Annotated in this window: 10 protein-coding genes, 1 tRNA gene and 1 pseudogene; 5 read left to right on the forward strand and 7 right to left on the reverse strand. The window is 35.7% G+C overall.

What is annotated here, in order from left to right; translation table 11 throughout:
• Positions 1–72: 72 nt before the first annotated feature.
• Positions 73–2,382 carry a hypothetical protein gene (locus tag CM19_RS05975; RefSeq protein ID WP_048099507.1) on the reverse strand — a complete coding sequence of 770 codons (2,310 nt, stop codon included), beginning with the start codon at positions 2,380–2,382 and terminating at the stop codon, positions 73–75.
• A gap of 353 nt (positions 2,383–2,735) precedes the next feature.
• On the opposite strand from CM19_RS05975, the pseudogene CM19_RS12755 reads away from it, so the two are divergent.
• Positions 2,736–2,894 (forward strand): annotated as a pseudogene (locus CM19_RS12755) (putative integrase); the annotation flags it as partial.
• A 33-nt stretch (positions 2,895–2,927) separates the two neighbouring features.
• Here CM19_RS12755 and CM19_RS05980 read toward each other — a convergent pair.
• A tRNA-Arg gene (locus tag CM19_RS05980) sits at positions 2,928–3,002 on the reverse strand.
• Positions 3,003–4,309: 1,307 nt separating this feature from the next.
• On the opposite strand from CM19_RS05980, the gene CM19_RS05990 reads away from it, so the two are divergent.
• Positions 4,310–6,931 carry a DNA-directed DNA polymerase I gene (locus CM19_RS05990; RefSeq protein ID WP_048099509.1) on the forward strand — a complete coding sequence of 874 codons (2,622 nt, stop codon included), beginning with the start codon at positions 4,310–4,312 and terminating at the stop codon, positions 6,929–6,931.
• A 943-nt stretch (positions 6,932–7,874) separates the two neighbouring features.
• On the opposite strand, the gene CM19_RS05995 is transcribed toward CM19_RS05990, so the two are convergent.
• The 3 genes from CM19_RS05995 to CM19_RS06005 are packed head-to-tail and all read right to left on the reverse strand — an operon-like array spanning position 7,875 to position 9,141.
• Positions 7,875–8,321: a DUF2286 domain-containing protein gene (locus tag CM19_RS05995; protein ID WP_048099510.1), complete on the reverse strand. Its 447-nt coding sequence runs from the start codon at positions 8,319–8,321 to the stop codon at positions 7,875–7,877.
• A complete protein-coding gene (locus tag CM19_RS06000) occupies positions 8,318–8,803 on the reverse strand; it encodes a protein-lysine N-methyltransferase (RefSeq protein ID WP_048099511.1) in 486 nt (161 codons plus the stop codon). Before CM19_RS06000 ends, CM19_RS05995 begins: the two co-directional genes overlap by 4 nt.
• A 23-nt stretch (positions 8,804–8,826) precedes the next feature.
• On the reverse strand, positions 8,827–9,141 hold the full coding sequence (locus CM19_RS06005; RefSeq protein ID WP_048099512.1) for a hypothetical protein: 315 nt from the start codon (positions 9,139–9,141) through the stop codon (positions 8,827–8,829).
• A 543-nt stretch (positions 9,142–9,684) separates the two neighbouring features.
• Between CM19_RS06005 and pgsA the strand changes: the two genes are divergently transcribed.
• The gene (pgsA, locus tag CM19_RS06010) at positions 9,685–10,260 is read left to right on the forward strand and encodes an archaetidylinositol phosphate synthase (protein WP_048099513.1); all 576 of its coding nucleotides are present in this window, start codon (positions 9,685–9,687) and stop codon (positions 10,258–10,260) included.
• Here the strand turns inward: pgsA and CM19_RS06015 are convergent.
• Positions 10,230–11,147, reverse strand: a complete 918-nt coding sequence (locus CM19_RS06015; protein ID WP_052349465.1) for a hypothetical protein — start codon at positions 11,145–11,147, stop codon at positions 10,230–10,232. The two genes, pgsA and CM19_RS06015, sit on opposite strands and share 31 nt — an antisense overlap.
• A gap of 51 nt (positions 11,148–11,198) precedes the next feature.
• Here CM19_RS06015 and metG point away from each other — a divergent pair, with 51 nt between their 5' ends.
• Entirely contained in the window at positions 11,199–12,914 is a 1,716-nt protein-coding gene (gene metG, locus CM19_RS06020; protein WP_048099515.1) for a methionine--tRNA ligase, read from the forward strand.
• Here metG and CM19_RS06025 read toward each other — a convergent pair.
• Positions 12,903–15,065 (reverse strand): V-type ATP synthase subunit I, encoded by a 2,163-nt coding sequence (locus CM19_RS06025; RefSeq protein ID WP_081801222.1) that lies wholly within the window; start codon positions 15,063–15,065, stop codon positions 12,903–12,905. The two genes, metG and CM19_RS06025, sit on opposite strands and share 12 nt — an antisense overlap.
• 61 nt (positions 15,066–15,126) lie before the next feature.
• Here CM19_RS06025 and CM19_RS06030 point away from each other — a divergent pair, with 61 nt between their 5' ends.
• Positions 15,127–15,429: a V-type ATP synthase subunit F gene (locus CM19_RS06030; RefSeq protein WP_048099516.1), complete on the forward strand. Its 303-nt coding sequence runs from the start codon at positions 15,127–15,129 to the stop codon at positions 15,427–15,429.
• Positions 15,430–15,431: the final 2 nt, after the last annotated feature.

The following is a 15,431-nucleotide window of genomic DNA, read 5'->3' on the forward strand; positions in this document are numbered from 1 at the left end:
AAGGTAGGAGGAGAAATAGTGTAAGCGTGAGAATGAATTAAGATCATATTAAAAAAAATATAATATAAAAATTTATGCTCCCCAGTATGATGACGATGTTGTAGAAGTTGAAGATGTTGTAGTGGATGTTGTAGTAGATGTTATCTCTGGTAAAGTTAATATCCAAGGTACAGGCTTGATAAAAGTTAAGTTTATCACTATTCCATTACCTAGTACTATCGGATCCTTAAAGATATAACCCTTAGCTCCCCAGGTCCACATCTGTGCTCCATGATCTGGAGTTGTTATTATAGTGATAAACGGTTGGGAGGCTGTATAACTGAAGGTTACATTACCATTAATAGCGTATGCAAAAGCTAAGAACGGTTCCTGTCCAGTAGTAGGCGATGGTAAGTTAGATGTTGCATAATATACAACTGAGAAGTTATACATTGTTAGGTTCTGGGCTCCAGTCATTATAAATGTACCAGGCTTAATTACTGTTATTATATTTCCAGCTACTATTACACCGCCATTCTTTCCGTTTATTTCGTACGAGTATGCGTTTACTGGTGTTAGACCATAGGCTTGGGAAACACTTACGTTAACAGGAGATGGAGGTGCTTTTATCGGACTTTGCGAGTTCTCAAATATCCATAGAACTGGTTTGAAGAATTGATAATTTACTAAAACGTTGTTTCCGTATATCCAATTATCTGCAAATTTATAGCTTCCTCCTATATACGCCGTGCCATTAAATGTACCACCGAACCAGGTCCATGAAGTCCACGTATCAGAACCATAGACTATAGTTATTGCAGGAGAGGCTAGTTTACTTGCTGTAACCATCGAGTAAAGAGGGGATATATGTCCGTTGATTGCAAACGCGAATGCGTAGCTCGGAGTTAAGTTATAGAAGTCTTCAGCTGGAGGGAATACTGCTTGGACGCTAAATACCACTAGCGAAAAGTTATATATTGATTCTAAGCTTCCGTTTGGAAGCTCAGCGTAAGTTCCTGGTTGAATGATACTTACTATATTTCCAGCTTGTAGAACTGCACCCTGTGAAGCATTTACCGTTACTGTAGTCTCATTAATTACCTTGAATATTGGTTGATTTAAGTTATAGAACATTGTATCTTGCATAATAGGTATGGTAGATACGTTCCATGTTTCCTTGGTTATCTGCCATGATGATACAGTAGCGTTATACTGAAGATATGCTACCATATTTACGTGAATGTCGTATATGGCTGGAAATCCTGGTTCTCCTTGGTTTACAAATCCTATAAACGGTGTTACATTTGCTACTACCATTGCTGATGTCATATTTGGGGTTAGAGTAACAGATATTGATGGTGGTACAGCTACTCCACTAGGTAGAAGGTTTTGTGAGTACTCTGCTACGAATATGAAGTAGGTATCCCAGTTAGAGAAGAAGTGCTCTATATTGCTTATTCCAGAATAAGTTCCATTCTTAAGGATACCAGGTAACGGGCCAGATATAGATAATTGTGCGTTGGGACTAAAGTATTGTGCAATAGTAGAATTTGGAAATTCTGCTCCTAAGCCATTTATTTCAGAGAGTATTTCACTAGAAACTTGATTTGCTTGAAGGGAGTGTTGAGATGGATATCCAGATATAACTGCAGACGGAGGTACTTCATTTCCATTCCATATCATTGATGTTATGAGAGGCTTTCCATTTATTATTTGGACTGTGATTTGCACTGATGAATTAAATACTTGAAGATATATTGGGTCGTCAGTCGGTGCGACAAAGTATTGTAACACAGCTGATATCATATAAGTATTTCCCCCTAATGAGGTTACAGTCGGTAATGCTGTAGTATAGAAGTATACAGTCTCATATTCTGAGAAGAAGTTGGATAACCAAGTACTGTTAAATGTCTGGTAGTTGTAGCTTCCAGGGAACGGAACTCCTTTTATTTCTGCTGTAAAGTTAGGAGCCAAGTAAGGGGTAACATCGTTAGGTGATTCTATCGCTATTCCATCCCACACTAAGTAAGCAGTATCAAGAGAAGACCCCTCCTTATACTGTTCAGGAACCTTCTGTGAGAGCAACTGAGAGTAATTTTGTTCTAGCTCTTTATACATTGATTCTAAGGTCATGTACTTTGTTAATAGACTCTGATACTCCGAGTAATTAGATTCTGCAAGTTTCATGTATAAAGAAGCATTGGATTGCGCTTGCTTCAGGTCCGCTGAGAGAGAGGAGTAGCTGCTGTTTAATGAGGAGTAACTACTGCTTAAAGAAGAGTAAGAGCTCTCAAGACCTGTGTATTTTGATGAGACGGAGGCATACTCATAAAAACCTATTGCTGCTGCAACTAGAAGGACAATTATAATTATTGCAAAACCTATTATTTTTGTATCTGCCATTTTCCTTCGTTCATAGGTGATTATCTTGTATTTATAAGCATTTACCCAAATTTTCGTTTTTATGATTTTGAGATTTTTACTTTTACGTATCTTTCTCTTGTCCTAACTTCCTAAATCCTACGTGTATTTCCAGTTTGTTTTTAAGGGGCTCCAAGACAAATCCCCACAATAAAAAGCGGTAAAATAGATTGATATAATGTCGAGTACCCTTAAGTTATTACCAGTTTGTACGTCAAGTTTTTTATACACACGTGTGGAATTTTTACCGGCTAACGTTACTTACGCCGTAAAAGTCGGTAATTTTTGACGTATTGCCAGTTCTTATAAATCTAAGTCGGTAACTATATCTTAAAATGACGGAAAAGAAGACGTATTATAATTTTGAAGGCATAATAATCCGTCAAAAGAAAGGTCGGTATTATGTCTGTAAGCTAGAGAATGTAAATGCTGATGAAAGGGAGACTTACGTCGCTCCCTTAATTGACGTAATAAAATCTTACGAAAAATTGAAAATGGAATCTGGGGTCTGGGGGTATCTCCCAGAACGGACCCGCCGGGATTCGAACCCGGGACCACTGGCTCCGCAAGCCAGCGCTCTGTCCTGGCTGAGCTACGGATCCATACACTATTAATTAATGTTACGATTAAAAGTCCACTCATTCTCTTCCTATCAGGAATTAACATCAAATATTCCTATCAACTCATGTTTATTTTTAAGGGGGTAAAATGGCCCTATCAGAAGGATGAACCGCTTATAGAAAGCGCGGAAATTTTTCCTGCAATAATTATATGTTGATTGTATCACTCTGTTTCGAACTTATGTAGGTGAACATAATGTTAAAAGCAAAGCTGAAGTTAACTTGTGAGATTTATAACATACTGTTGAAGGTATCGCTTCTATGAAGGGAAAAAGCTAAAACAGGAATATAGTTAAGACAGCTAAATCTGATCAAAAAACAAGACAAGGAATTTACAACTCCGCTCTCAGTTTGTTCAAAGCATTGCTTATAGCTCTCATAAATTAGAGAAAAAGGTGAATTTCCCTTTCTACTATGTAAATTAGTATTTAGGAAGATCAAGGTTATACCTCTCCCTTAGAGAAATTAGAGTTAAGGAGACGTTTGAATAATGTAAAACTAGTTCTGTCAAGTTAAACAAATGAGAAAACCTATGCGGTTTTCTTAGATGACCATAGGTTCCCTTCTACAGAAAGACAGGTAAAGTCCTAAGTATAGATATAAATGTATATAGACTGATCATAACCTCTGATAGTGAACACGTAGAAAACTCTAGAATATACGAGAGAATATTAAAGAGATTTAATTGGATCCAATAATCTCTCTCCAAGAAGGAGATTTCAAAGAGCTTTGAGCCGACAAGGTCGAAGATCGCAAGCTTTATGCTAATTAAGGAGTTCAGTAAAAATCCGTAGTTCAAGTTAGGAGAATACTTTGGTGAAAATATGATACTCTAACGAGAAAGGACATTCAAGTGAAGCAACTGTTAGAAAAACGGGGGTTCGGGTTTTACGGACATTTATTGTTTTGTTCATAAAACCTTTGGGCTTCACCATGTTCTGTTCCCATCATCACGATCCATTAGCTGAATAACCCAAACCTACATCATTGAAGCAACTGTCGGAAAACCGCATACTTTAGTTTCTAATCCTTTACTCCTTTGTAGTCCCTTCAGGTCTACAATATTCTTCCATGAGACAAATTAATTTGTGTTTTAAAAATATAAGTATTTTAAAAAGGGGAAAATCATGAAATACTTAAAAAAGTTACAATTTAAGTGAAACTGCTTTCAATAGCTGAGATAGTTCATTCTGGAAATATCTCACTTGGCTATAGTATCTCGTTTACTATTTATTTTACGCATTCATAACCCTAACGCTTATAGCAGATCGTTTATATAAATATAAAACGTGGCTAAGCAAGTTACTCTCTTTGATTTTTCTGCACCATCACAATCAACTAACAAGCAACAAAAGGACGAAGAAAAAATTCAAGTCACAGAGCCAGAAAGGAAAATGAAGAAAAAGGAATGGGTTACTGAAGCGGTTGAGGGAAGGACTTATTTTCTACTATCCGCTGACTATGACGGTAAGTCCAATAAAGCCATACTTAAACTTTACGACCCAGATAAACATGAGTTTGCTGTATATTATGATAAAACTGGGCATAAACCTTACTTTCTCGTAGATATTGAACCGGAAAAAGTTAGGAAAATAAATAAGGTGATCAAGGATCAATCCTTTGATCACCTGGAAACAGTACCTAAAATTGATCCTTATTCTGGAAAGCAGATTACTTTGACTAAAATTGTGGTTAAGGATCCTCTAGCTGTAAGGAGGATGAGAGATCACGTTCCAAAGGCATATGAAGCTCATATTAAGTATTTTAACAATTATATTTATGACCTAGGTCTAATCCCAGGAATGCCTTACAAAGTTTCCAAGGGAAGGCTTATTCCTGTTACTCCTGAGGTAGAGGTAGATGAAGTAAAGAAGGCATTTTCCGAATCTGACGAGATGACAAAGGAAATGGCAATAGCTTGGGCACCACTCTTTGAGAGCGATATACCACGAATAAAGAGAGCTGCTATCGATATTGAGGTTTTTACTCCTATGCAGGGAAGAGTTCCTGACCCAAAAAAAGCTGAATTTCCTGTTATAAGTATAGCCTTGGCTGGAAGTGATGGCGAGAAGAAAGTTTACGTATTAAAGAGGCCAGATGTAGATTTAGGTAGTGTAAAAAATGAAGGAATATTAGTTCAATATTATGATTCTGAAACATTATTGCTGAGATCCTTTTTTGAAGAAATTAAGGACTATCCACTGCTTTTAACGTTTAACGGAGATGACTTTGATATACCTTATCTGATAATAAGAGCTTATAAACTCGGTTTTTCTCCAGAGGAGATACCTTTCCAGCAAGGAGAAAGTTCAACTACTTTTCTCCCTGGAATACATGTAGATCTTTACAGGTTCTTCTTTAATAAAGCGGTAAGGAATTACGCCTTCGAAGGTAAGTACAGCGAATATAGCCTTGATGCTGTTGCACAAGCTATACTAGGTATGTCAAAGGTAAAGGTTGATTCAACGATTAGCGATTTAGATGTGAGTAAGCTAATACAATATAACTTCAGAGATTCTGAAATAACTCTAAAATTAACTACTTTTAATAATGATCTGACGTGGAAGCTAATAATTCTATTTGCTAGGATTTCTAAGCTAGGTATAGAGGAAATGACTAGGACAGAGATATCTGCATGGGTGAAGAACTTATATTACTGGGAACATAGAAGGAGAAATTGGTTAATTCCTCTAAAGGAGGATATCTCTCAGAGATCTTCAGCCTTGAAGACTGCAGCCATAATTAAAGGCAAGGGATATAAAGGGGCGGTTGTTATTGATCCTCCTGTCGGTTTATTTTTTAATGTGACTGTACTAGATTTTGCCTCCCTGTATCCATCAATAATTAGAAACTGGAATCTAAGCTATGAGACTGTAGATATTAAGGAATGTAAAAAATTTGCGAATATAAATGATGAAACAGGTGAAAAACTTCATCAGGTATGTATGGAAAAACCAGGAATTACTGCAGTTATAACAGGATTACTAAGAGACTTTAGAGTAAAGATATACAAGAAGAAGGCGAAACAGGCTAGTGATGAGGAACGTAAAATGCTATATGATGTGGTACAGAGAGGTATGAAAGTGTTTATAAATGCCACTTATGGAGTGTTTGGAGCAGAAAGTTTCCCACTTTATGCCCCTGCTGTTGCTGAAAGCGTAACGGCGTTAGGGAGGTTCGTTATTACCAATACTGTTAAGAGAGCCAGAGAGTTGGGGTTAACGGTGCTCTATGGTGATACTGACTCCTTATTTATTTACAATCCAACAAAGGAACAGTTAGACCAGGTAGTTAACTGGGTAAAAGAGAAGTTCAGATTAGATCTAGAGTTAGATAAGAGTTATAGGTTTGTAGCATTTTCTGGTCTGAAGAAAAATTACTTCGGAGTATTTACTGATTCTAAATTTGATATAAAAGGTATGTTAGCAAAGAAGAGAAATACTCCAGAATTCCTTAAGAAAGCGTTTAAGGAAGTAAGGGATCTAATGGGGACTATAAATAGTCCAGAAGATGTGGAAAAAGCTAAGAAAAGCGTTATGGACAAGGTAAAGGAAATCTATGAAAAGCTAAGGAACAAGGAATATAACCTAGACGAACTAGCCTTTAGAGTTATGCTATCTAAGGATATATCTTCGTATGATAAGAATACTCCTCAACATGTAAAGGCTGCAAAACAGTTAGCCTCGTTGGGAATTCAAGTCTTACCAAGAGACATAGTAAGCTTTGTAAAAGTGAAAAGTAAAGAAGGAGTAAAGCCTGTACAGCTTGCTAGACTAGATGGGATTGACGTAGATAAATATTACGATGCGGTAAGAAGTACATTTGAACAGATGCTTAAGTCATTAGGAATAAGTTGGGACGAAATCGAATCAACTACTTCAATAGAGTCCTATTTTCAAGCAAAGAGTTGAAGTTCTTTTTCTTTCTATATCTGAAGGAGAGATTATGATTGAGAGTTCTTATCAATGACCTTAGACTAAAACTTGGTATAGCAAAAATATCAAAATATAAGAGCTTTACTGAATTTAGATTTACTAAATGACTCAAGAAAAGTTAAAAGGATTTGGCTTACTTCTTTTCCTTAAGGTTCAAAACGATAATTTTTAGCTCCCTTACTACGCGTATGTTGAGATCTTTGTTTAATTCATGTTATTCTCCCTTGACAATACTGTACATTGAACAATTAGGAACGCAACCACAGTAGAAATTAGAGAGTAGCAAAATTCCTTTTTCTATTTGAGGAAACGCATGTTTCACTAAGAAAGTCCAGTAACTTTAAACAAAAAACAAGACAAGGAATTAACAACTCCGCTCTCAGTTTGTTCAAAGCATTTGGCTTATAGCTCTCATAAATTAGAGAGGTTTTTAAAGAGTGGTTAGATTCCTAAGGAAAAAGGCGAATTTCTCTTTCTATCATGTAGATTAATAAATCATTTTAGGAAGATTAAGGTTATACCTCCCTATTGGAGAAATTCAAGTTAAGGAGACGTTAGAAATTTCTCAATATAAGGTAAAACTAGTTCTGTCAAGTTAAACAAGAGTGGGAAAAACTAGCTAGATTAACTCTTCCTGTTTTAGCTTTTTCCCTTCATAGAAGCGATACCTTCAACAGTATGTTATAAATCTCACAAGTTAACTTCAGCTTTGCTTTTAACATCATGTTCACCTACATAAGTTCGAAACAGAGTGATACAATCAACATATAATTATTGCAGGAAAAATTTCCGCGCTTTCTACAAGTAGGCTGTCTATCCTTAACCTAATAGAGTAAATAAACTACGCAATAATAGAATGCGTAAATAGATAAGGAGAATAATCTTTTCTTATTAATTTTATTTTTAATCTAATTAATTTCTATTCTTCCTCCTCTCCTTCTTCACTTTCTTCTCCTTCGTTTTCTCCCTTATTCTCTGATGTTACATCTATAGCGTAAGTTGTTAATTCTTTCTTCATTTCATCATCCAGATAATAGGAAACAACGTAAACCTTCTTATCCTGAAAATCTTCTCCTGACCATTGATTGTCAAAGCTAATTATATAGATGGGCAACTTTAATATGGCCTCGTTTTTCTCTTTTCCGCTCAAGAAGTTCTTTAATCTTTCATAGTCGTTGGGTTTAAGTGGTAAGGGGACTCTCCATTCCTGTGAGTCCTTCATGATTATGAAGTCAGATATCATGTCATTCCATTCCTTCAACGCTTGTGCTGCTGTATTACGAACTACGTCGCCAATATCCCCTTCTATTACCTTTTCCGATGTTACTTTCCCGCTTTCACTTCTAAGAACAATTACGCTAGTCACTTATGCTCACCTATAATGTATAGATAAACTATATGATTCATGTTCCCATCTTCTACTTTAATAACTTCTTTTGGAGTCCATCCTCTCATCTCGAATTCATGGGAAACAACTCTAGTCCCAGGTTTAAGCTCTTTCTCTAGTTTTGGCTTAAGCATTTCATTTACGTTAGTTAGAAGGAACATCGTAACCACTGTAGCCTCAGAAAGATCGGTTTCAAAGAAGTTTGCTTTAAGTATCTTAACCTTGCCTTCTACACCGTTATTTTTTGCATTATCTGTAGCTTCCTTTATTCTTTCATCATTAATGTCTATTCCAACAGCCTTCTTAACGTTAAAGTCCTTAGCTGCCGTGACTACTATTCTTCCATCTCCGCATCCTAAATCGTAAATAACGTCTTCAGGACCAGCCTTCGCGATTTCGAGCATTTTCCTTACTACTCTTTCTGGTGTAGGAACGTATGGTACGTGTGGAATATAACTCACTTTTTCATCACTTCTTATTTTTGTTAGGATACAAGACTTTTAATTTTATCAAGAGCTTCTTTTTTACCTTTTTCAGGATCAGCCTTTAAGTCTGGTCCAAGTGGCATCTGCGTTAATATTGGATATACTCTATTATCATCTAAAACAAGAAACAATTGAGGTAGCCAAGACATACCGAACTCATCCTTTTCTCCATAGTCTGATAAGAATGCATAATCCTCATTCCTGACTTCTTTTTCAACTCCTATTTCTTTGGATAACTCTTCGGTAATATTTATGAATGCCTTATTCATTGGATGAGCTTCTGATGTCACAAGTATCAACTTTTTTGCCTTCATATGGGCTCTAATTCACACTATCTTACCTAGTTAAAAACAGTAGTGGTTGAGGTTAAATGAAAACATCAGAGATTTTAGGATTATCCGTCAAGAATCCCCCTCCAGAGGAGGTATAATTTAACGCAAAAATTTTGACTATTTCTCTATATATAATAAATATAATGATTCTCTTAACTAAGCCAACTAAAATCATTGTTACACACAATTTTAATGCAACTGATGCTGAATTCGACTCCTATAAAGAGTTAAAGAAAATAGACGAAAAGATCTAAGGGAACTACTACTCTCTTTCTTTTCTATCCTAACAACGACGTGGTATTTTACAAAAAATCCTAGATCACCTGCGGAGTTTTCTTTCCACTTTAAATTCTGCTTCTTGCAGGATCTACCTGTTATGCCCTTGAAGGACATAAGTTGGTGTGATGAGATAGTGACACCGATTCTCGTAACCTCACTCAGAATGAGTTCCATCACACTTCAGTTGTGTTAGGACGTCACGGGAAAATATTAAACTCTGAATAACTTTTACCGTATTGGAAAAAGTTGATCACTAGACTTAGAAAAGAATCTAAGCGTATTTTAACTCCTTTAGCCCTAGGTCTCGCTAAATTTGGTCTAACCGGTAATGCGTTGACCACAGTAGGTCTTTTACTTTCTATTGCATATTTTGTATTATTTTACTTTACACGAGATATATTGATAGCTTTAATTTTAATGATACTTTCTTCCCTATCAGACGCTCTAGATGGAGAAGTAGCCAGAATTACCCATAAAGCTGGGTCTAGAGGAGCTTTTCTTGATTCCTCTTTTGATAGATTAGAAGACGCACTATTTATATCTCCCTTAAGTCTTTACTTCAGTCCAATTCTCGTGGCATTACTTGTAGGAATATCTTTGACTATACCTTACTTAAGGGCAAAGGCTGAATCTCTAGGAATTAGAGCTGAGGGAAGAGGTATTATAGAGAGAGGGGAAAGGCTAATTTTTGTGGTTATACTACTTCTTATGCTAATAATTATTCCATACTTGGCTCAATACATGTTTTACATCTTTATCATTTTATCAATAGTGACCGTTATTCAAAGGTTTCAACTAGTCCTTTCGGCTCTTCCGAAGTAAAGTTGTAATGGATTTTTTACATTACAGTCATCTATACAAAGCCCTAATTCTTTCATTTTTTTGCATGAATAAATTATAAATTTTTCCTTTCTTTTAAGGAATGAATTAATGAACTCGTCTGGATTTTCAATGTTGTCTTTAATTGTGGAAGAAATAGTACTTCTGTCTATTCCTATATCAATCATATACACTACTAAAGTTCTTACTTCTTCAGGATTTCGTTCCTTTTTTCTCATGATAACTTCAATACAGGGTGGCGTTTTTCCGCCTTTAAGAGAAAGTATATCCCTTATGCTGTCGGGTATCTTAGATAGAGATATAGGCTTAACTAATGAGAGGATTTTTTCTTGAATTTTGGTTTTTAATAATTCCACTAATCTTACCTTATCAATATAAACATATCCATCTTTTACGATCTGGTTGCATAACCTAAGATCTTCGATGTTTTTAGGTAAATCTCTTATGTAATTTAAGAAAGGTAATGTAAATGACAAAATCTTCTTTCTATTTTTTTCCCAATAAGATATTTCCCTCCTTTCTACTTTTACTCCCAAGTAACTTGCCATTGAAAGTAAATCATCCTCACTCTCCTTTTTTAATTCAGCTACAAACATTTCGCTTTCTTCTTGGATTATTCTTTTCATTAGTCTTCTGTCGTAAAGTACGGATAGGATTAGAAGTAAAGAATAGAACACTAAGTTAGGATTTCTATATGAGTTGTAGGATGGTATAGGTCTCTTATTTTCTATTATTAATGAAATTCTTTCCTTAGCAGACTTCAAAGAATCTCCATCAACAGATATTATATCGAAAATACTAATACCTCCCTGATCTTTTAGTACCTTCTCTATTGGAACCAGAAAAGGGTATTTTGAGGGATTAATCACAGATATAATTTAGGTTACTCTTTATATATCCGCTACTACCATAACCTCAGTATGAAAGTCCTTGTTGCCTCAGCCTGGCCATATGTTGAGACAGTTCCTCATCTCGGAAACCTCATAGGATCTATACTTTCGGCTGATGTATTTGCTAGATATGCGAGGTTAAAATATGGCAAGGAAAACGTCTTATTTGTAAGCGGAAGCGATGAACATGGAACTCCAATTGAGATAGAAGCTATTAAGAGGAAAGTTAACCCAAAAGAACTTACTAGCCAAGCTCACGAATACGTTAAAAAGTTGTTTTTGGATACGTGGGAAATTAGTTTTGACAACTATACTAGAACAGAATCGGAAGTACATAAGAAGTTTGTTTCAGAGTTTCTTCTCTCCATTCAGAAATATATAAAAGTAAAGGAAGAAGTATTACCGTACTGTGAGAATGATAAAATATTCTTACCAGATAGGTTTATAAAGGGAACTTGTCCGTATTGCGGGTTTGAAGATGCGAGAGGAGATCAGTGCGACAGATGTGGAAGGCTCCTTTCACCTGAATTACTAATAAATCCTAAATGCGCCATATGTGGAAGTAAACCAATTTATAAGAAAACTAAACATTGGTTCTTTGATTTATCTCAGTTCAGTGAAAAACTGAAGGACTGGTTAAGCCTTTCAAAGACAATGCCTGAAAATGTGAAATCAGTGGCCCTAAGTTGGATTCAAGAAGGTCTAAAACCAAGGAGTTTAACTAGAGATACTTCATGGGGAATTCAAGCTCCATTCGAGGGATCGGAAGGAAAGACAATTTATGTTTGGTTTGAGGCTCTATTAGGCTATGTATCCGCAACTATAGAATATTTTGAGAATAATGGAAATAATGAGAAGTGGTCAGATTACTGGTTTGGAAACGTAAAGAGCTTTTACTTCATAGGAAAAGACAACATACCGTTTCACGCTGTTATCTTTCCAGCTATGTTATTAGCGTCGGAAAAGAACTACGTTCTTCCTTCAGTTATCAGCGCAACTGAATACTTAATGTATGAAGGACAGAAGTTTAGCAAAAGCAGGAAAATTGGTATCTGGATAGACGAGGCGCCTCAAATTATGGATGTTGAGTACTGGAGATTTGTATTAGTAAGATTAAGACCAGAAGAGAAGGATACTAACTTCCTCTGGAGAGAAACATTAAGGATAATTAATACTGAACTTAATGATGATATTGGAAACTTCGAAAATAGAATTTTAAGTATGATAAATCGTTATTTTTCAGGAGTTGTTCCTGGATATCACGTTGAACTTGAGGATGAACATGACAAGAAACTCCTTGCTTTAATGCGAGATACTCCATCCAAGGTGTCACTAGAGTTTGAAAGAGGAAGGTTAAAATCTGGGACCGATTATATTCTTGAACTAGCTAGGGAGGGAAACGCATACCTTAACCTAAAAGCGCCCTGGGATAGGGTGAAAGATAGAAAAGAAATTGCAGAAAATACCTTATATATAGGTATAAATTTAATTAGAGAATTAGCTATAATGCTTTATCCAATAATCCCATCTTATGCCAAGATTATCTACTCGCATCTGAATTTGACTAACATTGAAGAAGAAATGTGGGATAATATATTCTCTCTGTCATTGCAACCTGGACATAAGGTGAGAAAGGCCTCTCCGCTCTTCAAAAAGATAGACTTGGATTTTGAGAAGCAAGTTCAAGAGAAACTAAGTAGTATAAGAAAGGAATTGGAAAAAACAAGACCAACTTTATTGAGATAGAACTACTGGAACTTCAAGTTTTTGTTTTTCAGCTCCTTCTTCAAGAACAACGTAAGCTGCGACTGGTTCAAATTTCTTTCCTCTCCCTTCATAGAATTTGCTAAACATTTCATAGAAGTGAAGCCTCATGTCTTGTATAAAGACAATTAATCCTTCTAGTGCGATTGCAAGCAAGTTTCCTAACACAACTATTATACCTCCAATAATTGCGTCGACTGCAAATGGTAATCCCTTATATGAGAACACTAGAAGTCCCATATATGAGAAAGCGTATAAAATGTAGTAGTGAGACAGCGCGAATACTAAGACCCTTATGAAGGATATCGTATTTGAAAGCAATAAAATTCCAGCCTCAAATCCTCCCTCTACAAAGCCTATACCTACAGCCCCGCCTAAGCTTACTCCGCCATGTCTCTTTGCAAGTAAAGTCTTTGCTCCCCAGTTGTAAATCAGTCCTATTTCAACCCATAACAGTAAAATGTAAGCTAAGGCGTAGGTAGGTGTAGAAAGATTTGGTGAAAAGGAATGAAAGAGATTGTACAATATAGCTCCCAGCAGATTCTCAACTTGTCCAAAGTAGTTGGAAAAGTTAGTTATGCCGTATCCGAATATAATTAGTGGAACTGTGTAAAGTATAACAAGCGGAAGCTTCTCAAAATAAATGAATTCTCTATCTTTTTTCTTTACTGCGTCAATTACCCCTATTAAGGAACTTGCAAAAAGGAGGATTGCACCAAGAAGAATTGATAGTATCATTGCATTCTCAATTTCTGTTGAAAGTACAGTGTAGTGCCCAAATGGTAGAATGTATTTTAATGCGTTTGATACACTTACTGGAACTGGCCAAACGTAGTACAGAGGTCCTACAGGATAAGCGTTGCTATTTAATATTTCCCTAGGTCCACCAACTAGAAGAGGTCCGAAGAACTCTCTGGCTAATAGTCCAGTTATCATAGCAGCGATGCTAGAATATATTAATACTAACGATAGATTAATTGTGTTTAGGCTTCCTTTTTTCTTTCCATATTTGAAGAACCATATAGCGAAAATTAAAAGAACCAAAGCATTTCCAAAATCGGGGAACATTAAGCCAAACAGGAATGGAAATGTAAATACAAGGAAAATCATAGGCGAGATTTCCCAATAAGAAGGAGAACCATAGAGTTCGATAATTGATTCTATACTTTTCATTCTTTTAGGAAGCTTTATATAAGTTGGAGGTTCTTCTTTCTCTCCATATTTAGGTCTTCTATAACTAAGAAAAGCCTTATCTCCAAGTAGTCCCTTAAGATTCTTTATGTCTTTCTCTGGTACGTATCCTTGAATTTCACCATAATAATCAGAAAGTTTTGCCTTTGACATTACGGTTAATGCGTCTCTTATGGTTAATAATTGTCCGTATACTTCCTTAATTTCGTTTTGGGACTCCTGTAAACTTTTTGCTAATTTTGTTCTACTCCTTTCTAGAATATCTTGTAATTCCGATATTCTCTTTTCTATATCGACATAGATCTCATGTGGCGAGTTATTCTCAGGTAACTCTAATATCCTTACTCCGTATTCTCTTTGGATTTTCTCTTTGTTAATCTTTCCTTTTTTGTCTATAAGCATTACAGCGTACTTGTTTTGATCTATCTTACTTGATATTACTACAGCTATTTCTTGTCTAAGCTTATCTATTTTTGTTTCATTAACTGTCCCTAGCAGAACATCAAAAAGCTCTAGAGAGTATAGAGAGCTTAGATCTACAGTTATCTCCTTGAAAGGCAGAATTTCCTTCTCTTGGGCTCTTAGAATTTCTATCTCACTTCTAATTCTTCCGATCTCTTCAAGAAGGAACCTATATTTCCCCTCTAACTCTGTAGCTTTCTCATTAACTTTCTTTGCCATGTCTATCCATGTTCCAGAAATTGTAAGTTTTCCCTTAGGTTCTATTATCACTTTTCCTATATCCATGATGATCTTAATTTTGTTTACATGTTCTTGAACTGTACCTAATTCCTTTCTAGCTTCCTCCATTCTTCCTTGTATTGAGCTGTTTGCCTCTATTGGCTCGAGTTTTCCAAATTTTAGAATACTAGTTACTATGTCGTCTATTTTTTCTTTCTGAAAGAATATTTCGGCCTTAACCATATTCTCTGGAAAGATCACTATATATCGTTCTATGATAGTCACAAACGCTTAAAATTTTAATCTACATTACGAATTCCCAATGGGTAAAATAGTACTAGTAGGGGATAAGTATACTGTTTCATTATTTGAAATAATGGGAGCTGAGGGGATAATACTTGAAGATCCATATCAACTCGAGAACTCCCTGATCTCTTTGAAAAAAAGAGAAGATGTTGATCTAGTTCTTGTTACAAAGGATATCTATGATCCTGTAAGGGAAAAGGTAGATCCTGTTATAAGTGGTCAAACAAAACCTTTAATTACAGTAATTCCTTCTCCATATAGTGAATCAGCTCCAATGGATGTAAGGAAAATGGTTTTAAGAGCTTTAGGTTTTGGGTGATA

Origin of the sequence: Candidatus Acidianus copahuensis (assembly GCF_000632495.1) — an archaeon.
Taxonomy (GTDB): domain Archaea; phylum Thermoproteota; class Thermoprotei_A; order Sulfolobales; family Sulfolobaceae; genus Acidianus; species Acidianus copahuensis.

Bases quoted from the DNA above. Each gene is read 5' to 3' on its own strand.
- CM19_RS05975 (WP_048099507.1), bottom strand. From the start codon at position 2,382: ATGGCAGATACAAAAATAATAGGTTTTGCAATAATTATAATTGTCCTT.
- CM19_RS06030 (WP_048099516.1), top strand. From the start codon at position 15,127: ATGGGTAAAATAGTACTAGTAGGGGATAAGTATACTGTTTCATTATTT.
- metG (WP_048099515.1), top strand. From the start codon at position 11,199: ATGAAAGTCCTTGTTGCCTCAGCCTGGCCATATGTTGAGACAGTTCCT.
- CM19_RS06005 (WP_048099512.1), bottom strand. From the start codon at position 9,141: ATGAAGGCAAAAAAGTTGATACTTGTGACATCAGAAGCTCATCCAATG.